The organism is Streptomyces sp. NBC_01216 (genome assembly GCF_035994945.1).
Taxonomy (GTDB): Bacteria; Actinomycetota; Actinomycetes; order Streptomycetales; family Streptomycetaceae; genus Streptomyces.
The window spans coordinates 634991-656050 of record NZ_CP108677.1 but is presented as its reverse complement, the minus strand read 5'-3'; the positions used below and the strand labels follow the sequence as shown (position 1 = coordinate 656050).

At 73.4% G+C, this 21060-nt stretch carries 17 protein-coding genes and 1 pseudogene; 8 read left to right on the top strand and 10 right to left on the bottom strand.

What is annotated here, in order from left to right; all coding sequences use genetic code 11:
- Nucleotides 1-3 precede the first annotated feature (3 nt).
- Together OG393_RS02875 and OG393_RS02870 are read right to left on the bottom strand one after the other, a co-directional pair.
- Nucleotides 4-1011, bottom strand: coding sequence for a carbohydrate ABC transporter permease (locus OG393_RS02875; protein WP_327372941.1), 1008 nt, complete (start codon nt 1009-1011; stop codon nt 4-6).
- An 88-nt stretch (nt 1012-1099) separates the two neighbouring features.
- Nucleotides 1100-2428: an ABC transporter substrate-binding protein gene (locus OG393_RS02870; protein WP_327372940.1), complete on the bottom strand. Its 1329-nt coding sequence runs from the start codon at nt 2426-2428 to the stop codon at nt 1100-1102.
- 419 nt (nt 2429-2847) lie between these two features.
- On the opposite strand from OG393_RS02870, the gene OG393_RS02865 reads away from it, so the two are divergent.
- Nucleotides 2848-3888: a LacI family DNA-binding transcriptional regulator gene (locus OG393_RS02865; protein ID WP_327372939.1), complete on the top strand. Its 1041-nt coding sequence runs from the start codon at nt 2848-2850 to the stop codon at nt 3886-3888.
- A gap of 296 nt (nt 3889-4184) precedes the next feature.
- On the opposite strand, the pseudogene OG393_RS02860 reads toward OG393_RS02865, so the two are convergent.
- From OG393_RS02860 to OG393_RS35400, 4 genes and pseudogenes are all read right to left on the bottom strand, one after another.
- Nucleotides 4185-4769 (bottom strand): annotated as a pseudogene (locus tag OG393_RS02860) (glycoside hydrolase family 6 protein); the annotation flags it as partial.
- Between the two features lie 236 nt (nt 4770-5005).
- Entirely contained in the window at nt 5006-7927 is a 2922-nt protein-coding gene (locus OG393_RS02855) for a glycoside hydrolase family 2 TIM barrel-domain containing protein (protein WP_327372937.1), read from the bottom strand.
- A gap of 143 nt (nt 7928-8070) precedes the next feature.
- A complete protein-coding gene (locus OG393_RS02850; protein ID WP_327372936.1) occupies nt 8071-8736 on the bottom strand; it encodes an SDR family oxidoreductase in 666 nt (221 codons plus the stop codon).
- A complete protein-coding gene (locus OG393_RS35400; RefSeq protein ID WP_442817251.1) occupies nt 8733-9242 on the bottom strand; it encodes a helix-turn-helix domain-containing protein in 510 nt (169 codons plus the stop codon). Before OG393_RS35400 ends, OG393_RS02850 begins: the two co-directional genes overlap by 4 nt.
- 380 nt (nt 9243-9622) lie before the next feature.
- Here OG393_RS35400 and OG393_RS02840 point away from each other — a divergent pair, with 380 nt between their 5' ends.
- From OG393_RS02840 to OG393_RS02825, 4 genes are all read left to right on the top strand, one after another.
- Nucleotides 9623-11743 carry a hypothetical protein gene (locus OG393_RS02840; protein WP_327372935.1) on the top strand — a complete coding sequence of 707 codons (2121 nt, stop codon included), beginning with the start codon at nt 9623-9625 and terminating at the stop codon, nt 11741-11743.
- A 220-nt stretch (nt 11744-11963) separates the two neighbouring features.
- Entirely contained in the window at nt 11964-12815 is an 852-nt protein-coding gene (locus OG393_RS02835) for a SigB/SigF/SigG family RNA polymerase sigma factor (RefSeq protein WP_327372934.1), read from the top strand.
- Nucleotides 12816-13076: 261 nt separating this feature from the next.
- On the top strand, nt 13077-13508 hold the full coding sequence (locus tag OG393_RS02830; RefSeq protein ID WP_327372933.1) for an STAS domain-containing protein: 432 nt from the start codon (nt 13077-13079) through the stop codon (nt 13506-13508).
- 446 nt (nt 13509-13954) lie between these two features.
- Entirely contained in the window at nt 13955-14698 is a 744-nt protein-coding gene (locus OG393_RS02825; RefSeq protein ID WP_327372932.1) for a hypothetical protein, read from the top strand.
- Between the two features lie 111 nt (nt 14699-14809).
- Here OG393_RS02825 and OG393_RS02820 read toward each other — a convergent pair whose 3' ends face one another.
- From OG393_RS02820 to OG393_RS02810, 3 genes are all read right to left on the bottom strand, one after another.
- Nucleotides 14810-15181 (bottom strand): DoxX family protein, encoded by a 372-nt coding sequence (locus OG393_RS02820; protein WP_327372930.1) that lies wholly within the window; start codon nt 15179-15181, stop codon nt 14810-14812.
- A gap of 140 nt (nt 15182-15321) precedes the next feature.
- Nucleotides 15322-15891, bottom strand: a complete 570-nt coding sequence (locus OG393_RS02815; protein ID WP_327372929.1) for a DUF4383 domain-containing protein — start codon at nt 15889-15891, stop codon at nt 15322-15324.
- A 341-nt stretch (nt 15892-16232) separates the two neighbouring features.
- On the bottom strand, nt 16233-16463 hold the full coding sequence (locus OG393_RS02810; RefSeq protein WP_442817397.1) for a chaplin: 231 nt from the start codon (nt 16461-16463) through the stop codon (nt 16233-16235).
- Nucleotides 16464-16772: 309 nt separating this feature from the next.
- Here OG393_RS02810 and OG393_RS02805 point away from each other — a divergent pair, with 309 nt between their 5' ends.
- Complete coding sequence (locus tag OG393_RS02805; protein ID WP_327372927.1) at nt 16773-18029, top strand: NAD(P)/FAD-dependent oxidoreductase; 1257 nt, start codon at nt 16773-16775, stop codon at nt 18027-18029.
- A gap of 147 nt (nt 18030-18176) precedes the next feature.
- Here the strand turns inward: OG393_RS02805 and OG393_RS02800 are convergent, their stop codons facing one another.
- Nucleotides 18177-18581, bottom strand: coding sequence for a DUF427 domain-containing protein (locus OG393_RS02800; protein WP_327372925.1), 405 nt, complete (start codon nt 18579-18581; stop codon nt 18177-18179).
- A gap of 452 nt (nt 18582-19033) precedes the next feature.
- On the opposite strand from OG393_RS02800, the gene OG393_RS02795 reads away from it, so the two are divergent.
- Complete coding sequence (locus OG393_RS02795) at nt 19034-19477, top strand: SRPBCC family protein (protein ID WP_327372924.1); 444 nt, start codon at nt 19034-19036, stop codon at nt 19475-19477.
- Between the two features lie 322 nt (nt 19478-19799).
- On the top strand, nt 19800-20957 hold the full coding sequence (locus OG393_RS02790) for a S1 family peptidase (protein ID WP_442817250.1): 1158 nt from the start codon (nt 19800-19802) through the stop codon (nt 20955-20957).
- Nucleotides 20958-21060 lie beyond the last annotated feature (103 nt).

Genomic DNA, 21060 nt, shown 5'->3' with positions numbered 1-21060 from the left:
AGGTCAGGCCCCCGTCTTCTTGCGGTGGGCCCGGGTGACGAGCGTCCGTGCCGCGCCGATCAGGAGCAGAAGCAGAAACATCACCCAGGCGATGGCGGACGCCTGGCCCAGCGCGCCGGTCACCCAGCCCTTCTCGTACATCAGCAGGCTCAGGGTCTGGAACTGGTTGCCACTGCCGCCGCTGATGCCGACGCTTCCGCCGAAGAGCATCGGCTCACCGAACAGCTGGGTGGCGCCGATGGTGGACACCACGACGGTGAAGAGGATCGTCGGCCGGATCGACGGGACGGTGACGCTGAGGAACTGCCGGAGGCGTGAGGCGCCGTCCAGCGCCGCGGCCTCGTACAGATCCCGCGGCACGGCCTGCATCGCGGCCAGGTAGATGAGGGCGTTGTAGCCGGTCCAGCGCCAGGTGACGATCGCCGAGATCGCGATCTGCGAGGGCCACTTGGACGATTCCCAGGAGACCGGGGCGAAGCCGGCCCAGCCCAGAGCCGTGTTGATCAGGCCGTAGTCGGTGTTGAAAAGTTGGGCGAAGACCAGCGTCGCCGCCGCGACGGACGTGGCGTACGGGGCGAGGACCGCGACGCGGAAGAAGCCACGCCCGCGCATCCGGTAGTTGAGCAGATGGGCCAGTACCAGCGCCATCAGCAGCTGTGGGACGGTCGAGATCACACCGATGGTGAAGGTGTTCGCGAGGGCGTTCCAGAAGAACTCGCTGGTCGCGAGCGAGCTGTAGTTCTCCAGTCCCCGCCACTGGGCGGTGCCGCCGAGTTCGACGCGGTGGAGCGAGAGCCAGCCCGTGTACAGCAGCGGGAAGAGCCCGAAGGCCGCGAAGGTGAGGAAGAAGGGGGCGATGAAGACGTACGGGACCGCCTTCAGGTCCCAGCGGTACAGCGTGCCGCGCAGGCCGGTGCGGCCGGCCGCACGCGAGCGGGAGCGCGGGGAGGAGGGCGGGGGTGCGACGGGGGGCGGGGAGTCGCCGCTCGTCGCCCGAACGGAGGTGGCCACGGGGGCGTCCTTCCAGGTCGATGCGTGCGGTGGTGTGGACGGTGACGGCCCGCCCCTCGGGCGGCGGCGGGCCGTCACACGGTCCCCGCTACTGGTCGATCTTGTCGTCGACCAGCTTCTTGACGTTCCGCCAGGCCGCGTCCGGGTCCGTGCCGCGCTGCTCGATGTCGAGGATGCCGTTGTCGGTGATGAAGGTCTTCACCTGCCCGTCCCAGCGGCTGACCGCCGCGGGCGTGATGCCCGCGGCGGCCTCCGAGTAGATCTTTCCCACCGGGGTGTCGCCGAAGTACGGCAGCTTCGCGTCCTGGACGACGGGGGAGGTGAGGGTGTCCTTGGAGGAGGGGATGTTGCCGTTCACACCGAAGACCTTGGCGTGCTGTGCGGGGGCGGTCAGCCAGGCGGCGAGCTCCGCGGCCTCCTCGACGTGCTTGCCGGCCTTCGGGACGGCGAGGAAGGAACCGCCCCAGTTGCCCGCCACGGGCGGCGCTGCGATGTCCCACTTGCCCTGGTTCCCCGCGCCGGCCTGATCCTTGATGATGCCCGTCATCCAGCTCGGGCAGGCGACGGTGGCGAACCTCGAGTTCTTGAAGGCCGCGTTCCAGGTGCCCTTCTCGTCGAACTGGCGCAGTTTGGCTGTCAGTCCGTTCCGCGCCGCCGCGACGGCGGTGTCCCATGCCTTCTTCACACCGGGGCTGTTCTGGTAGTCCAGTTCGCCCTGGGCGTTCGCGTACTGGAGTGGCTGGCTGGAGACCACGGCGTTGAACAGGCCACTGGCGGAATCGTGGAAGGAGGTGCCGGTGGGCGCGTTCTTCCGGTATGTCTCGCCGACCTGGAGGAACTTCGACCAGTCGCCCGCCCAGAGCGCGGCGACCTCGACGCGGTCGGTGGGCAGTTGGGCCTTGGCGAACAGGTCCTTGTCGTAGCAGATGGCCATCGGGCCGATGTCGGTGCCGAGGCCGATCACCGAACCGTCGGCGGTGGTGGCCTGTTGCACCTTCCAGTCGAGGAACGCGCCGAGGTCGGCACCGCCCGTCCTGGCGAGATCGACCCATTTGCCGGCCATCGCGGGGCCGGTCGCCTCCGCGATGTAGCCCACCTCCAGGGCCTGGATGTCCGCCAGGCCGCTGTCTCGGGAAAGGCGCAACTTCAGGGTGTCCCAGTACTTCTGGCCGTCGGCGACGTTCGACTCCTCGATCTTGATACCGGGGTGGGTCCTCTCGTACTCGGCGTAGAGCTTCGCGCCGGTCTCGTCGTCGTAGCCGAAGGAACCGAAGGTTCCGATCCGGAGCGTGATCGTCCCGTCGCCGGCCGCGTCGTCGTTCCCGCCCCCGTAGCCGGTGAGCAGGGCCGTGCCGGTCGCGAGGACGGCGACCGCGGCGATGGCGGTGTGCCCGCGTCTGCTGCTGGAAGTGCGCATTCCACTCTCCTCGTCCAAGGTGGTGCTCGTTGTGCGCCGATGGCCCGGCGGACGGTTCGCGGCTCGGCGAGGGCCCGCCCGGACCTGATGGGGTCGTTCTCGCATCCCGGATGGGAGCGCTCCCACGTCGTTGCCGGAAGGTTGCTGCCTGGCGGGTGTGGGTGTCAAGGCATGAACGCGGATTCGTTACCGGAAGGTGTGCGCGGGGTTTCGGACCGGTTCGCCGCCGGGGTGTGCCGTCACCTTCTGGGCGCGGGCTTGGCGCCGGAAGGTTCGTTCACCTAGTGTGGGAGCGCTCCCAGATCCTGGTGGGCCGTGTTCCGCCGGTATGGGGGCGCGGAGATGCCCTCGGGCCCCCACGCCGGCGGCGACCGGGACGGGTGCGGAACACGGCCGGGTACAGAGGGAGTTCGAGGAGCGTGAACGATCGACGCAGCGACAGACCCACCCTGGAGGAGGTCGCGGCCAGGGCCGGGGTCGGGCGCGGCACGGTCTCGCGGGTGATCAACGGCTCGCCCCGGGTGAGCGAGCAGGCGAGGACGGCCGTCGAACGGGCCGTCGCCGAACTCGGCTACGTGCCCAACCAGGCGGCCCGCGCGCTGGCGGGCCGTCGTACCGACGCGGTTGCCCTGGTCATCCCCGAGACGGAGGCCCGGCTGTTCGCGGAGCCGTACTTCATGGGCCTGATGCGCGGGGCCAGTGCCGAACTGGCCGACGCCGAGAGACAACTGCTGCTCACCCTCGTACGGACCGAGCAGGAGCGGCAGCGCTTCGAACAGTACCTCGCCGCCCACCGGGTCGACGGCGTCCTGCTGGCGTCCGTGCACCGCGACGATCCGCTGCCCGACCGGGTGGCCGCGCTGGGGCTGCCCCTGGTCATGAACGGGCGGAGGGCGGAATCCGAACCCGTCGACTTCGTCGACTCCGACAACGTCGGCGCGGGCCGTTCCGCCGTCGCGCATCTCGCCGGGCGGGGTCGCCGTCGCATCGCCACCGTCACCGGCCCGCTCGACATGTACGTCGCCCGGTGCCGGCTCGACGGCTACCGGGCGGGTCTGGCGGAGGTCGGTCTCGTGCCCGACGCGTCGCTGGTGGCGACGGGGGACTTCACCGAGGAGGGCGGGCGTCGGGCGATGCGGGAACTCCTGGAGCGCGCGCCCGAGCTGGACGCGGTCTTCGCGGCCTCCGACGTGATGGCGGCGGGCGCGCGCTCGGTGCTGCGCGCGGCGGGCCGCCGCGTGCCGGAGGACGTCGCATTCGTCGGCGTCGACGACTCGGCCGTGGCCCGGCACATGGACCCGCCGCTGACCAGCGTGCGCCAGCCCATCGAGGAGATGGGACGCACCATGACCCGGCTGCTGCTCCGGAAGATCGCCGGTGCCGCCGATGGCACACCGTCGTCCGAGGCGGAGGCGCACCGGGTGCTGCCGACGGAGCTGATCGTGCGGGCGAGTTCCTGAGCGGGGCGGCCAAGAGCCGCCGGGTGGCCCTCGGCAGGCGGACGCGGTCCGGTGCGTGCGATTCCCAGACGGGAGGTCACCATAGCGGAGCTACCAGGGCATGTCGGCAACACCGGCAGCGTGCGTGCCAGGGCGTGACCGCCCGGTCAGAGGCCCTCCGACCCAAGGGCGGTGCCGTCCTACCGGCCGTGCTCGCGCGGGCCGCGCACGTCCGGAGTCGTGCCGGGGCCTGATGCGAGCCGGGACCGCACGGAGCCCGGTGGGCCGTACGGTCCCGGTGCGGGCCGGGCCGGCCGTCAGAGTGCCGGGTGGGCGTTCTTCAGCAGCTCCTGGAACTGCGCGGAGAACCACTGCCCCGAGATCGGTGCGTCGGGCAGCGCCCCCGACATGCTGTTGCCGTTGCGCGCGTTGCCCGTGTAGGTCGGGTCGCACATCCGGTCGAAGCCCTTGCCCTCGTCGTTCGGGATCTCGTCGCTGGCCCCGTCCGACTCGCCCGGCGGCTTGATCCAGACGTAGGCGTCGATGCCGGCGGCCGGAGCGGCCTGCGGGCGCCCGCCGTTCACATAGGTGTCGACCGTGCTCCCGGGTCCGGGCGCGGTGGGCCTGGCGGTGCCGCCCCAGCCGTTGCGGGAAGTGTCGACCAGCATGCCGAGGCCCGGGTCGAAGCCCTGGGAGACGAGTGTGGCGCGCATGGCCTGCGCATACGACAGCTCGTCGGTATACCGGTTCCAGTCGACCCACTTCGACTGGCGTACGGACACGCCGTTGACGGTGTCGCCGATGGCGAAGTGGTCCTCCTTGAGGGCGCTGTAGTTGGCGGTGGCGTCGACGGAATTCCTCGTCGATTGGCTTCGACTCTTCACGCACCTTGACGCGCTCGCCCCGCGTCGTCACGGTGGGAGCGCTCCCACTGGTTCGGAGCTTGTTCTCACGTCCTGCGCGTATCCCGTCTCCCCGGAGCCCCGAGGAGGTCCACCCGTATGACCCGACGCCACCACCCCGGCCGTCGGGAGTGGCGGCGCGTTGGACGGGGCGGGGCGGACCCGCTTCCGCGGGTCCGCCCCGCCCCTCACGGACAAGGTGCCCTCCCTCGGCCCGGCGCCGCGCGGGCTCCCGGTCAGGGAGTGCCGGGCGCCGTGAACGTGAAGCCGAACTCGGCCGGGACGGGGACCGCCAGGAACTCGGGCAGGACGCCGGGACCGCAGGAAGCCGAGCCGATGCCCTGCTGCACGTGGTCCAGGTGGAGCCGGACCGTGTCGCCGGGGACGAGGTCGCTCCGGTGGTTCGCCGCGTCGAGGGCTTCGTCCGTCCACGGGCGGGCCGAGAACGAGAAGGCGGGGTCCCCCTCGATCCGCAACCCGCTCTTTCCGTCGCCGAGTTCGACCCATCGGGTGTCGATCCGGGCGCCGTTCTCCTGGGGGCGGACGTAGGGCGTCTGGAGTTCCTCGACCGTGCGGTGCCAGCGACCGAGCCGCGCGGCGGCCCGGGTGTCCGGATAAGCCTCGTCCGGACCGCCGCCGAACCAGTCGACCCGTCGCATCCTGGCGGGCAGGCCGAGCGCGATACCGAGTCGGGGGAGGGGCAGCGGCCATTCGCCCTCCGGTGTCACGGAGACCGTCAGCCTCAGCCTCGTACCGTCCGAGGTCCAGCGGTACACGGTGCGCAGTGCCAGATCCCGGGCGGCCGGAGCCACCCGGGTCACCACGGTCAGCGTGTCACCGCCGGGGTCGGCCGCGTCCTCCGCGTCGAGGGACACCGCGTCGGTCCGGTGCCGCACCCGGTGCAGTCCGAGTTCGCGCCACAGCGGCCCGTAGCGTTCGTCCGGACGCCGGGCCGAGCCGTTGTCGTTGTCCGTGGGCGCGCGCCACACGTCGAGCCGCAGGCCGGTCACCGGAATCCCGCCGATCGTGAGCGGTTCGCCGGTGCGGGCGTCGAAGGCGGCCGGCCCCAGAGTGATCCGCCCGCCGGTTCCGTCAGCCCGTGCGCCGCGTGCCGGCGTGGGGGGAACGGGTTCCGACACGCGCGACTGGCCCCAGGCGACCTCGTGGCCCGCGGACGCCCAGGGAACGTCCGCGGCGAGTTCGGCCCGGACCGTCCAGGTCCGCTCCCCGGCCGTGACGCGCTCCGGCGCAGAGGGCAGGGGGACGTCCGCGCTCTGCCCGGCGGCGAGCGCGGGTACCTGCAGCGGCCCGCTCGCCACGGTCTCCCCCTCGATCTGGTAGGACCAGGTGAAGGCGAGGTCCGAGAGGTCCGCGAAGTCCCGCAGATTGGTGACGCGCACGGTGTCGCCGGCCCCGCCCTCGGTGTTACCCGTCCCGCTCCCGGCCCCCGCGATACGGACGGGTTCGATCACCTTCTTGTACTCGAGAAGGCCGGGTGACGGCGTCCTGTCGGGGAACAGCAGACCGTCGCAGACGAAGTTGCCGTCGTGGAGTTCCTCACCGAAGTCGCCTCCGTAGGCGTAGCCGTACACCGGGTGGGACAGGCCGTGGTCGATCCATTCCCAGACGAATCCGCCCTGGCAGCGTTCGTGCGTCTCGAAGAGTCTCTGGTACGCGCTGAGCCCGCCGGGTCCGTTGCCCATGGCGTGCGCGTACTCACAGAGGAGGAAGGGGAGCGAACGCCGGGCCGCGGGACCGTCGTCCGCGCGGCGGCCGATCTCGTCGACCTCGTCGTGCGTGGCGTACATGCGCGAGTAGACGTCGGTGTCGGCGCAGGACCGGTCGCCCTCGTAGTGCAGGAGCCGGGAGGGGTCGCGGTCCCGGATCCAGTCGGCCATCGCGCCGAGTCCGGCACCCGTTCCGCACTCGTTGCCGAGCGACCACAGGATCACCGAGGGGTGGTTCTTGTCGCGCTCCACCATCCGCGCGGCGCGGTCGAGCAGAGCGGGCGTCCAGCGGGCGTCGTCGACGGGGTTGCCCCGCCAGCCGACCCGCTGGAAGCCGTGGGTCTCCAGATCGCACTCGTCGATCACCCACAGGCCGTACTCGTCGCACAGGTCGAGGAAGGCCGGGTGCGGCGGATAGTGCGCGGTGCGTACCGCGTTGACGTTGTGGCGTTTCATCAGTTCCACGTCCCGGCGCATGGTCTCCGGGTCGATCCGCCGTCCGCTGTCGGGATGGAACTCGTGCCGGTTCACCCCACGGAAGAGGACACGACGCCCGTTCACCGTGAGGACACCGTTCTCGACGCGGACCGTCCGGAAACCGACGCGCAGCGGAATCCGCTCGGCGGCCGTTGTCAGTGTGCCTCCGTACAGTCGCGGTGTCTCCGCGGTCCACGGGGCGACCCGCACGGTCACGGCCTCCCCGGTCGCCGTGTCGACGCCGAGTTCCGGCACCGTGACCCGGCCCGGCACGTCGCACTCCACGCGCAGGGTGCCGGTACCGGCCGTGTGGTCGTAGGAGGCGTGCACGAAGAAGTCACCGGGGGCGCCCTCGGGGCGGTGCAGCAGCGTCACGCTCCGGAAGATCCCCGGCAGCCACCACTGGTCCTGGTCCTCCAGGTACGAACCCGAGGACCACTGGTGGACCCGGACCGCGAGCACGTTGTCACGTGCCTTCAGCAGCGGCCCGACGGCGAACTCGTGGGGGAGCCTCGACCCCTTGAACTCCCCGAGCTCCGCGCCGTTGAGCCACACCCGCGCGCAGGACTCGACGCCGTCGAACCGCAGCACGGCCCCGCCCACGCCGGGCCACTCGTCCGGGAGGTCGAAGTGGCGCAGGTGGTCTCCCGTGGGGTTCTCCGTGGGCACGCGCGGCGGGTCGACCGGGAACGGGTACACGACGTTGGTGTAGGCGGGAGTGCCGAGGTCCTTCCCCTGGAGGACCCAGTGTCCGGGCACGGTGATCTCGCGCCAGCCGCCGGCGTCGAACCCCTCGGCGGCGAAGGACGTGTCGGCCAGGGCGGTGGGCGAGAGCCGGAAGCGCCAGGTTCCGTCGAGGGAGAGGGCGGCGGTGTCGGAGTGGGCGTACCAGGCGCGGGGCGGGAGGACGCCGCGGCCGGGTGTGACGTCTTCGTACCAGGAAGGGGCGGACAAGCGGAACTCCTGTCGCAGAGGGCGCGGGGCGGGCGGTCACCGGCTTTCCTTCCACCCCGTCCAGGAGTCATGCACCGTGCGACCCGTGCGGCGCGCCGCCCGCGCGGACTCCGCGCGGAAAGGGAGGCCAGGTGGACGCGGGGTCAGTGGGGCCCAGACGCGAGCGCCGGCGCGACGACGAGACGGCTGACCGCGTCCTCCGGGTCGGCGCCCGGACCCAGTTCGGGCGGGGTTCCCACGGCCGCGCGTCCGGCGAAGCCGGTATCCAGATGCGGCATGCGTACGTCGGTGACCCTGACCCTGCGGCGACGCGCCTCGCGTCCCACGACGCCCAGCCAGGCGGCGAGCGCGGCCTTGGCCGCCGTGTAGTCGGCCATGCCCACCATCGGGCGGTCCACGATCTCCCCCGTCACCACGACGACCGCGCCACCCGCCGACAGCACCGGCAGCGCGCCGCGGACGACGGCCATAGGGGCCAGGGCGTTCACGGTGAACAGGTGCTCGCACGAGGCGTCCGACACGTCCGTCGCCGGGCCGAAGCCGGCCACGCCGACGGCCACCACCAGGGCGTCCAGCCCACCGAGCGCCGTCTCGGCCCAGCCCGCGAGCCCCGCGCCGCCGTCGAGGTCGTAGGCGTCGAACGGCTGCCACGGGCGCCCGCCGAGTTCCTCGGCCGTCCGGGCGAGCCGCCGCCGGTCGCGGCCGGCGAGCGCCGTCACCGCGCCCTGCCCGGTCAACTGGCGGGCCGCCACGCCGCCGATCTCGCCGGTGGCCCCGACCACCAGCACCCGTACGCCCCTCACGGTCATCGCAGCGCTCCTTCGCCGGTCCACCTTCGACCCGTCAACCCGCCGGTACGGCTCCGGCCGCCGGTACGGCTTCGACCCCACTTCGCGGTCTGTGCCGTCGGCGGATGCGGTGACCCGGGCAGCGGTTCCGGGGAAGTCCGGCGTCGCCTGCCTCGGAGGCGCTCGGGTATCGCGGTGCCGCCGGCCACGGGTATCCGTCGGCTCGGACGCGCCGCGCCGACGCGCATCACGGCGCGGGCGCGGTCGTCGCCATGGGAGGCCCGGTTCAGGACGCCCGAGAGCTCGACGCGGGAGCGGACGCCGAGCCGTGCGAACACGTCGCGCAGGTGGTGGTCGACCGTCCGCGGGCTCAGCGACAGCCGGTCGGCGATCTCACGGTTCGTCGCCCCCGCCGCGACCAGCACCGCGACGCGCTGCTGCTGCGGGGTCAGTCCGCCGGCGGCCCCGGGTGACCCGGCGGCCCCACCGCACCACCGGTCGCCCGCCGCGCCGGTGGGAGCCGGCACGGCCACGGTCGGGGCACCGGGCGACCCAGGGCATCGGCAGAATGACCGGCCGTGTGCGCGCGGAGCGGCGCGGTCCGGAGCGGTGTCGGCCCCGAGCGCCTGCCGCCCTCACGCGGCCGGGCTCTCTGTCGTGCGCGGGTCCGGCGTGATGGTCCGGCGCGCACGGGGGAGCGTGCGCCGCGGAGTTCCCCGCCACCACGTTCTCCGGGGCCGCCGCTCTCTCGCTCCGGTCCTCGGCCGCCTCGCGGGCGCTCCGCGTCCCCGGGCCCCTGCCGCGGGAACAGGACCGGCCACGCGTTCCCTGTGCCCCGCCACCGTGCCGGGAGACCTCCGGTCACCCGTCCGACGTGACCGGGCACCGCCCGATTCGTTGGACGGTCATGCAGTCCCACTCCACCCTCGCCGGCACCGGCATATCTCCGAACCGCCCCACCCGGGTGGCCGCCGAGGCGGCGCTCGTCGAGCACTACGCGCGGCTCGCCCGGCTCGCCCACCTCATCCTGCCGCCGGCGCTCGGCCGGCACCGTCGCGTCCTCGCCACGCACGCGCTCCTACAGAAGTCCTGGTCGGGCGCTCGCCGTACGAGGCCGGGACGGACCGTGCCCGCCCCGCGCGGCGGAGCCGAGCGGGCCCCCGACCGGCCGATCCACGCGGACCCCGGCCCCGTACGCCGAAGCGGGGCGGCCGGTACGCACATGCCGGGTGACGGAACGGACCGGGACCGGGCGAGCGTGGTTCCGCATCCGCCGGAACCGCGGCAGGTCCGACGACGTACGGCGGAGGACGCCCACGCCTGGCTGCGGGAACAGGTGGTGAAAGCCGCGCTGCGCGCCGCCCGCCGCTCCTCGCGGTTCCGGCCCGTGTCGCCGCTCCCCACCGTCCTCGGGCTCCGGCTCTTCCCCCGGGCCGGCGGAGCCGACGAACTCGCCCTCGACCGCGAACTGGCCCGCGCGACACCCGAGGTGAGGGCCGCCTTCGCCCTTCGCGTCCTCGAAGGACTCACGGAGCGCGGCACGGCCGAGCTGCTCGCCACGGCCGGGGTCGCCGACCCCGACGCCGCCCTGCGGGGGGCCGAGAGCCTGCGCGCCACCGTCGGTCCCGAGGCCGAACCGCTGCTTCAGGGCGCCGAGTTCGACCCCTGCACCGTGCAGACGCGGCCCACGGACCTGCTGGGCCGGCGCAGGCGCGTCCGGCTCGTCGCGGTCGGCGCCGTCGTCCTCCTCGCAGGGGCCGCGACCACGGCGGCGCTTCTCCCGCCCGGCCCGGCGAAGGGCGCGCCGACCGAACCCGTCGCCGTCGCCGCGCTCGCCCGTGCGGCGGACCCCGACCGGCTGGTCCGCGCCCCCGAGGAGCGCTGGGCCGACACCGGCCGGGTCGACTTCACGGCCTGGCCCGCCCGTGGGGCACGGGCCGACGACAGGGCCTTGCTCGCCCGCGCGCTGGACGCCTGGGTTCGGGGTGCCGGCGGGCGGGCCGGACCGCCGGGCCTCCGGCTGAGCGCGGCGGCGGACACCCGAGCCACGCCCCCCATGGGGCCGGCCCGGCTGCTCTTCGCCGGGGACGTGGACGCGCACGCCGTGGTGCTCCTGCACGACGGCGTCCGGCTCGCACGCTACGCCGAGCCCTTGTCCGGGCGGGGACCCGTGGCGTTCGACCTCGCCCGGTCCGACGACGCCGACGTCACCACCGGTGCGGCCGTGGTGGCGGGCAGGTCGCCCGAGGGCGTGCGGTTCCTGCTCGCGCCCTGGATCGCGGAGAGCTCCGTACGCGACCTCCTGCGGCCCGACTCGCCGGCCAGGCGGCTCGGTGTCTCCCGGGACGGCGTCACGGAGCCCGTTCCGGGGGCACCGGCCGGCTGCGACCGGGCCCCCGTGCTCCAGTTGCGCTCCTCGACGCGGATCGTCGAGGACCACTCCTTCCTGCTGGCGGACCTGGGGGAGGTCACCCCCGTCCATCTCACCTGGACGCCGGCCCCGGGGACCGGAGCGCCCGCCCGTCAGCCGAGGGAGGCGACCTCCGCCGCCGGCCTCCGGGCATGGGCACGGACGGCCTGCGTACTGCCCGGGATGCGGGGGACGGGAGTGCGGGCGGTCAACCGGTGGGAGTTCGCCCGGCAGTCCCTCCCGGAGCGGGCGGGCGCGGCGACGTGGACCTGCGTCCGCGCGGACACATGGGCGGGGCGCGGCCGGGTGACCGTGGCGCTGGAAGAGCCGACGGGCCGGAACCGACCGGTGACGGGCACACCGCCGCCGACGGGGGACACCGCCGCGTGCGGCCGGTTCGGACAGCACCTGCTCGCGGGAACGTACTGGACCGCTCCGTCCGGGGTCCGCTACTACCTCGCCGCGGGCAGCCGGCACCTGACCGCGGTCACCGTCCGGGGTGCCGTATCCGCCACCGCGCGCGGACCGGCCCTCGCCGTCCGGTCCGGCGCGGACGGCCCGGTACGGCTGACGGGGCGCCTGTCCGACGGAGCGGAACTCCGCGGCTGGGGAGGCTGAACGCGGGGTCTCGCGCACCTTCCCGGCGCCCCCGAGGGTGGTCCACTCCGTCCTGCCACCACGGTTTCCCCGCCCGGGGCTGGACCTCAACTCCGCTTCCGGAAAAGGACGGTGGGACGGAGGGGCGGGAAAAGGGCAGGCATGTCCGCGGACAGGCGGGGTAGGCGCCCCGTCCTGCCGGGAACACGAGCCACGCCATACGAAGAAGGAGGTCATCGAAGTGCCGACTGCGGTCACGACGGAGACGAGGACGGGTGTCGAGACCGGGCCGGGCGGCCTGCCGGTCGTCGAAGCCCCCGACAAGGTCGTGCCTAAGGACGCACGCGAGCTGTCCAGGCTGTTCTTCGCGCGGCTCGCGGTACTGGAGGAGGGGACGCACGAGTACCAGTACGTCCGCAGCACGCTGATAGACATGAACATGTCCCTCGTGTCCTACGCGGCCGGGCGCTTCCGCTCGCGCGGTGACGAGTACGAGGACATCGTCCAGGTCGGCGCGATCGGTCTGATCAAGGCGATCGACCGGTTCGACCTGTCCCGCGAGGTGCAGTTCTCCACGTTCGCCGTCCCGTACATCGTGGGGGAGATCAAGCGCTACTACCGTGACACCTCCTGGGCCGTGCACGTGCCGCGCCGTCTCCAGGAGGCACGAGTGGAGCTGGCACGGGCCGGTGAGGAGCTCGGCGGCCGGCTGGGGCGTTCGCCGCGGGTGGCCGAGCTGGCGGAGCACATGGAGGTCTCCGAGGAGGAGGTCGTCGAGGCACGTCTCGCCTCCAACGGCTACCACTCCATGTCCCTGGAAGCGGCCATCGGCGACGAGGGCGAGGACGACACCTCGCTCGCCGACTTCATCGGCGTGCGGGACCACGAGGTCGAGCTCTTCGAGGACTTCCACACCCTGGCACCCCTGCTGGAGCGGCTCGGCGAGCGGGACCGGCGACTGCTGCACCTGCGGTTCGTGGAAGAGCTGACGCAGTCCGAGATCGGCAAGCTCCTGGGTGTCTCGCAGATGCAGGTGTCCCGGCTGCTCTCACGGAACCTGGCCCGCCTGCGCGAGGGAATGCTCCGGACCTGACGCGAGGGCACGCTCAGGACCCGAGGGGATCGGCTCGGCCGTCACGATCGTCTGCTGCCCCCGCTCCCGAGCCGGAGGACCCGGAACCGCGCGGGACCCCGGGGCACCGGGAATCCCCCGGGGTCCGTGGGCGGTGCGAACGGCACGGGCCGGATGCGGGGTTGGCTCGGACGGGTGACGGAATACCCTCTCACGCGCGCAATGCCGTTCCAAGGGAGTGACGGACCGTGCCGGGCGGCGGAGCCCGACGGTTGCACAGGCGTGAGTACCGCACAGAACCCTCCGATACTGACCGACCCCGCCGCCCCCTCGGCGCCGGAACCCCACGACCAGGGCGCCGACGCCGCTCCGTGCGGAACAAGCGTCCGCTCCTGCAGCGCCGACGACGGGAAGACCCTGCGCGTCGCACTCCAGGGTGAGGTCGACCACTACAGCGCGGGACCGCTCCGGGTGCTGCTGGCCGTCGCCTCGGTGTACGGCTACCGCCGTCTCGTCCTCGACACCTCGCGCGTCACCTTCGCGGACTCCGCCCTGCTGCGGATCCTGCGGGGCTGGACGGGAGAAGGGCGGTGGCTGCGTCTGACCGGCGTCACGCCCGCGATGCAGCGGCTGCGGGCCGCCGCTTGGGGGCCGCCACCAGGGCGCGCGGGACGCGCCCCGACCGGGAAGGGGACGCTCGGGGAGGGAGCGTGAGCTTCTGCCTCCTCGTCCCGGTGCCCTGCCTGCCGACGGTCCGCCTTCTCCGGGGAGGCTCCCCCGAGCGGCCCCCGAACCGGAGACGACGGCGTCGCCGCTCCGGACGGCGTGCCTCCTCGTCCCGATCGGGGGTGATCCACCGGCGGACGCGCCCCTGAGAACCTCCCCGACGTCCACGGCACCACCGGTGGTCGCCCCGTGAACCCGGGGCCGTCTCCCCTCGGATCTCGATCACGGGCCCGGCGAGACCCGAGGGAGACGGCCCGGATGCGAACCGCGCGGCACCGGGGTCCACGCCGCGTCTCCCCATCCCGGCATCGTCCTCACGGGTCTTACCGGCGCCACCGACACCGTCGCCCTGCGGCCCGGCGGCTGACCGAGAGGTCGCCAGGCCACCACCTCACCGCTCAACCGGTCGGCCTCCTCTCCAAGGACTCAGCTTCATGACCTCCTACCCCGCCGCCCCCGCCCGGGTCGAGGGGGCGCCGCTCGACGAGCGGGACCTCCTCCACCTGGAGCGGGCCTCCCGGCTCCTGCGCACCCTGGACACCCGGGAGTTGCTGACCGGGGCCCTCCCGGACACCACGCCGCCGCAGGCGCTCGACCGCCTCGCCGCGGCCTGCCGGATCGACCACATCGCCCTGATGGTCTTCGCCACCGGCCTCGACGCGGCGCGTGCCGCACTCACACGCCGGGGAATGCACGGCCGCCCGCCGTTCCCCAGCACCGTCGTCCGCGAACGCGTGCGGCGCCGCTCCGCGTCGTCCACCGCACCGGCGGTGCATGTCCTGCCCATCCCGCTGGCAGGCCCGGGGGGCTGCCCCCGGGAGATCGAGGTGTTCGTCCTGACCGACCCCCAGCGCCGTTTCGACGCCCTCGCCCGGGACGAGCGGCTTCACCGCCTCGAGGATCACCTCGCCGTGACCACCGGGCTGCCGGCCCCACGTCTGCCCCGGCTGTACACCCTGGTCCGTGACGGGTGCCGGCTCCAGCCCGACGGAGGCGGACACAATGGCTCCGACGGTCCGGCGGGCCGGACCGTCCTGTACTTCTCCTGGGCCCGCGCGTCGGCGGCCACCGTCGGCGGACGCCTGCCGCACCGGCTGGAACTCGCTCTTCCCGGCCGTCACGAGAACCTGCTCCGGCGCCATCTCGCCCCCGCCGGGAGCGGGGCACCCGCCGGCTGATCTCGTCGGGGCTCATCGAGACCCATCGAGACTCGTCGGGACCGGCCGGGAGGTGCAGGGCGGGGCGAGCGGAGCCGGCCGACGGCTCGCCCGGTCTCGGCTCGCGCGCGATCAGCGCTCGGCGCGGGCCGTCCGTCCGGCCCACACGATCAGCGGTACCTGAAGCGGAAGACGGGCATAGGCCACGGCCTTGGCGGCGGCCGAACGATCGCGCCAGTCGTACGCCATCTTCACGTTGGCCGGGAAGACGGCGGCGAAGAACAACGCCGTTGCCCGGGCGCTCGCCCGGCGCGTCGTCGGCAGCGCCAGGCCGGCGGCGAGCGCCAGTTCGGCCACTCCGCTGGCCCGTGTCCACGCTCGGGGGCTTCCCGGCAGGGCGCGCGGCACGATGGCGTCGAACTGCCGCGGCGCGACGAAGTGGGCCGTGCCGGCCGTCGCGAGAAGGCCGGCGAGCAGAAGGGCGGAGCGGGCGGGCCGGGACATGGATTCCTCCGGATGCCGGACGTGACTGGCGAGTTACCAGGCGGTAAGTATGCCCGCCGAGGGCCCCTCGCGGAGCCGGTCCGGACCGTATTCCCCGTCACGTCGCGGGCCGGTCCCGCTCTCCGGCGGGGGGCGGGGGATCACGTGGCGTCGATGGCGCCGTGCTCGCGTTCCCCCGCCGGCAGTGCGCCGCGGGGGCCGTCGTCCGCGCCCCGGCCGCCCTGCTCCGCCTCCCCCGCGTGTCCGGCGTGCCCGGGGTGGCGGCGCTGCCAGTAGGGGTTGTCGTGCGGAAGCTTGCTCGACACCCGTCCGTACATGCCGAACGTCACGATCAGCAGCCCCATGACGAAGCTGAACATCACGTTGGTCATGCCGAAGTCGAGGAAGTTCGCGGGCCTGTCCAGGACGAAGAGGTGACCGAAACCGCTGAGGAGGAACAGCGTCCCTACGGCCATGTTGAGTGTCGAGGCCACGTTGCCCCCGATGACGGCGCCGCCGACCAGCGCGAGCCCGAAGACCAGCGACAGGATGCTCAGGGTGGTGTTCGTGGTCATCCCGAGGACGCGGTCCCCGGAGGTGTCGAAGGGGCTGAGCGCGTCGGCGAGGCCGAGACAGCCGAAGGCGATGAGGATCAGGCCGCAGAGGGCGGCACCCGTGCGGTAGACCTTCGCCAGATGGTGATCGACCGGGAGCTCGTCTCGTAGCTTCATCACGCCTCCGTCGTCCTGGGCGCACCCTGCGCCGATGTCGACGTTTTCAGACGATTGGTCCGCTATGGATGCGGAGGGCGCGGCTTTACGCCGAATGCCTCTCGCCGAGACGGCCCCCGGACGCCTCTCGCGCCTTTCCCGCCGTGGTGCGCCCGTGGTCAGCCGGTGAGCTCAGCCCGGGGTGACGGGACCGCCGACGCGTGCGCGGGCCCGCGCACGCGTCGGCGGAGGGGAGTGCCGTGCGGGACGAGGAGCGACGGTGCCGGTCATCCCGTCCCGCACGGCGGCTGCTCAGCCCGGCGTGCCGCCCTGCGGCCGACGGCCGGGCCGCGAACGCGGAGTCAGTGGTTGACGCAGGTGTTGCCGAACGTGGGGTTCAGCAGGCCGATGACGCTGACGGTGTTGCCGCACAGGTTCACCGGCACATGGACCGGGGCCTGGAGGACGTTGCCCGACGCCACGCCGGGGGAGTGGGCCGCGACGGCCTCGGCCCCGGAGTCGGCCATCGCCGTCGACGAACCGCCGACCACGACGGCTCCGGCGGCCAGTGCGAGCCCGGCGGTCTTCAGCATGTGCTGCATGGAGTGCACCCTTCTTCTGATCCGACCCGCCCGGGTCCGGGCGGGGGAGGGCCGAGGTGCCCTCCACCCGCTGGTTCGCTGCGACGGCCCCGGGGGATCGGTCCGTCGGCCGGTGTTCACCCGATGAGGTGAGCCCGCCGGGGACGAGGGGGAACGCCTGTGCGTCCTCCCGTGCTCCGAACGGGCGGCGGGTGCCGTCGAGGCGGTCCGGACGTCCCGGGTGACGCTGCGCACCGGAGGTCTCGCGTAACGTGGCGGTCCGGAGGCCGGGGCCACGGCACGTGAGGAGTGACGGCGTTCATGACGCAGACGGAAGACGGCGGCGACGTGGTGGTCGTCGGAGCGGGAGCCGCTGGTCTGGCCTGCGCGGCCGATCTGGCCGCCGCCGGCCTTCGGGTGGTCCTGCTGGAGGCCGAGGACACCGTCGGCGGCCGGATGCGCACCGACCGGCTCGCCGGATTCACCGTCGACCGCGGCTTCCAGGTCTTCAACACGGCCTACCCCCAGGTGAAGCGGCGCCTGGACCTGCGGGCCCTGCGGCTTCGGCCCTTCACCCCGGGCGTGCTGGTGCACACCGACGACGGGCCACGCCGCTTCACCGATCCCTCCCGCCGGCCGCGTGAGAGCCGTGACCTGATTCCCGGCCGGCTCGCCTCGGCCCGCGACCTGCTCGCTCTGGGCACGCTCTCCGCGCGTGACGTCCTCGCCCCGGCCGGACACCTGCGTACCAGACCCGACTCGACCACACTCACCGCCCTCGCGAACGCGGGAATCTCACCGGAGCTGGTGGAGACCTTCTTCCGGCCGTTCCTGTCCGGCGTGTTCCTGGAGGACGAGCTGGAGACCTCGGCCCGCTTCTTCCACCTGGTCTGGCGGACCATGCTGCGCGGCACCCTGTGCCTGCCGACCGACGGCATCGGTGCCGTACCGGCCCAGATGGCCTCCGGACTTCCCGACGGCGTCCTGCGGACCGGGGTTCCCGTGGCCTCCCTGACCGACCGCGGGGTGGCGTCGGCCGACGGCGGTCACCACACCGCTCGCGTGGTCGTCGTCGCCACCGGACAGAGCGCCGCGGCCCGCCTCCTGCCCGGCCTCCAGGTACCGCGCGGCAGAGTGGTCACCACCCTGTACCATGCGGCGCAGGGCTCCCCACTGGCCGAACCGACGCTGATGGTCGACACGCGGCGCCGGTTTCTCCACACCTGTGTCCTCACCGAGGTGCACCGCGGCTACGCGGTGGACGGCCGGGCCCTGGTGTCGACCTCCGTCCTCGGCGACCCCGGCCCCGGGCAGGAGGCCGCCGTCCTGGCGGCGCTCGCCGAGGTCTACGGAGCGGACACCCGGCCCTGGGAACTCGTGCACCGGGTCGTGGTGCGCGACGCGCTCCCGGCCATGCCCCCGCCGCTCGCGCTCTCGCGGACCACGCGGTTCGCCCCCGGCCGCTACGTGTGCGGCGACCACCGGGCCACGGGCTCGCTGCAGGGGGCCCTCGCCTCGGGAACCCGAGCGGCCCGCGAGGTCCTGGCCGACCTGCGGCGGCCTTCCGCCGCACTCTGACCCCGCCACGTCGGCACCTCCCCGCGCGACCGGGACCGGGCCGAGCGGCGGACACCGCGCGACCGGGGCCATGCGCCGGAACGGCCGCGGCCGAGCGGCCGTCGTGCGATCGTCCGTGCGCGGCCCGCCCCGGCGAGAGCGGCGGGTTCACCACCCCGCACTGCCGGGAACGCCCTTGAAGGGCCCGTGGATCTCGTGGGTGATCCAGCCACCGTAGAAGTCACCCGGCTGGGCCCGGACTTGCTCGCCGTCGACGGTGCAGACGTCGACCCGTCCCGGATAGAAGGAGACGTACCCGGCGAGATCCGTGTACCCGGGGGAGGGCTCCTCGTAGCTCCAGGCCACGTCCGGCCCCGCCGGTCCCTCCGCCCGGAGGCTCCAGTACACGGCCACGCCCTTCCACTCGCAGAAGGTCCTGGCCGCCGACCGGGTCAGCCGGTCGACTCGGACGTCCGCGCGCGGGAGGTAGAACACGGGCGGATGACTCGTCTCCAGGACACGCAGCGCGTGACGACTGTCGGCGAGCAGCGCGCCGCCGTGGTGTACCGTCACCCGGCGCGTGTCGCGTTCGGTCCGTGGCGGGCGTGGATAATCCCACACCGACTCCCGTCGCCGGGCGCCGCCCGCCTCGTGGCCTTCTCGTTGGGACGCCTCCATGGCCGGTCCTCCCTTCCCGGCCCCCTCCGGTCTCTCCCGCTCCTCACGGCCCGTCGGTGCCGGATCGAATCCGCCGTACCCCGCCCAGTCCCGCGGGCCCCCACTTTCTCTTCGCTCCTGCCGTCTCCTGCCGTCTCTACGTCTCCTTCCTGTTTCGTCGCGAGGGCGGTCCCGGGATGCACCCGGGGGTCCGGTGGCGTGTCGCGGGTCCCGCGGTCGTCCCGGGCGGGGATTCGCTTCGGCGTCGCGGCGCGCATCCGCCGGAGCCGTGGCGAGAGAAGGATGTCCGTCAGACGCAGGGAGCGGGGCGGACGGGGCCGGTGGGCCGCGGGCGGGAGGACAGCGCAGTGATCAAGGTGGAGCGGAGCTTTCTCGTGGCCCTTCCCCAGGCCGAACTCGTCGCCTACCTGGAGGACTTCGGCCACACCGAGAGCTGGGATCCCGGAACGGTCCGCTGCGTCCGGATCGGAGACGGCCCGGTCCGGCCCGGAACGACCTGGCGCAACACGTCGCGCTTCCGCGGACGGACCACGGAACTCCTGTACCGGCTGGTCAGCAGCGAGTCCGACCGGCTCGTGTTCATCGGCGAGAACAAGACCGTCACCGCCAGGGACGAACTCCTCTTCGAAGCCCGGTCGCCCGCGGTCACCCGGCTGACCTACCGGGCGGCCCTCCGGTTCAAGGGCCTCGCGCGCCTGGCCGGCCCCTTCCTGCGGGCGGAGTTCGAGCGCCTCGCGGACGAGGTCGCGCGACGCCTTCCGGCGGCGGTCGCGGAGCACGGCACCTCCTGAGACCGGCCCCCGCGCGGCCGGCCCCGCACACACCGGCGCGACGCGTACCCCGCCGCACACCCCGTAGCCGAGCAGGACGCCGAGACCGTCCGGCCGATGGGCGGCGGGGCCCGGGTGCAGCCGGCCGGTGCTTACCGTACCCCCTGTCGCCGGCACCTCCGCCCGGCCTCGCCACCCCGCGTCGCCGTCCGGTTCGCCGAAGCAGTCGTTCCTTGGTCTGGACCTGACAAGCGTGTACCGCTAGCGTGGCCGCCGACGCCGCACATCTGAGAGCGCTCTCTGGGAGCGCTCTCAGATGTGCGTCCCCATACCAGGAGGTCTCGTGAAACGCACCATCGCTCGGCGCACCACCTCTCTGCGGGCCGCGTCGGCGGCCCTGCTGCTCGCCGTCGGGCTCGGCGGCACCCACGCCGGAGTCGCGACCGCCGCATCCGTCGCCGACCCACCCGCGGCCTCGGCCGGTCTACTCGAAGCCATGCGACACGACCTCGGGCTCACGGCGCGCCAGGCGGAAGAGCGGTTACGTGCCGAGAGGCACGCCGCGGAAGTCGAGGCCGACGCGCGGCGGGTCGCCGGAGGCACCTACGGCGGCTCGTGGTTCGAGCCGTCCACGGGGCGGCTGGTCGTCGCCCTGACCGACCGGTCCGAGGAGCCCGAGGTCCGTGCGCTGGGTGCCGACACCCGGATCGTCCGCCACAGCGCCGCCGCGCTCGACCGGGCCAAGTCGCGCCTGGACGCCGTTCCCGCCCCGGCCGGAGTGACCGGCTGGCATGTCGACCCCAAGGCCAACAGCCTCGTGGTCACCGTGGTGCGCGCCGACCGCGCCGCGCCCGCGGTGCGCGCCTTCGTGGAACAGGCTCGTCGTACCGGGCCCGTGGCCGTCACCGAGACGGCCGCCGCACCTCGTACCTACGCGGCGGGCACCGTCGGCGGAGACCCGTACTACACCGGCAACGTCCGCTGCTCGATCGGCTTCTCGGTGTACGGCGGCTTCGTCACCGCCGGGCACTGCGGTCGGGCCGGGGCGGCGGTGCGCGGCTGGGACGGGTCCGCCATGGGCACGTTCCAGGGCTCCTCGTTCCCCGGTGACGACTACGCGTATGTCGGCATCCACAGTGGCTGGTGGACGGTGCCGGTGGTGCTCGGCTGGGGAACCGTCTCCGACCGACTGGTCCGTGGCTCGGCCGAGGCCCCCGTGGGCGCGTCGATCTGCCGCTCCGGCTCCACGACCCACTGGCACTGCGGCACCGTCCTGGCCAAGAACCAGACCGTCAACTACAGCCAGGGCGCCGTCCACCAGATGACGAAGACCAGCGTCTGCGCGGAAGGCGGTGACTCCGGCGGCGCGTTCATCAGTGGAGACCAGGCGCAGGGTGTCACCTCCGGTGGCTGGGGCAACTGCTCATCCGGGGGCGAGACGTGGTTCCAGCCGATCAACGAGATCCTCCGGCGATACGGCCTCACCTTGCACACCGCCTGATCGGCGAGCGGCCCGAGGCGTGACTCCGGGCCCTGACCCGGGGCCCCGGGGTTCCGGGCCCGGACCCTGACCCCGGACACCCGGATTCGACGCCGGGCTCAGG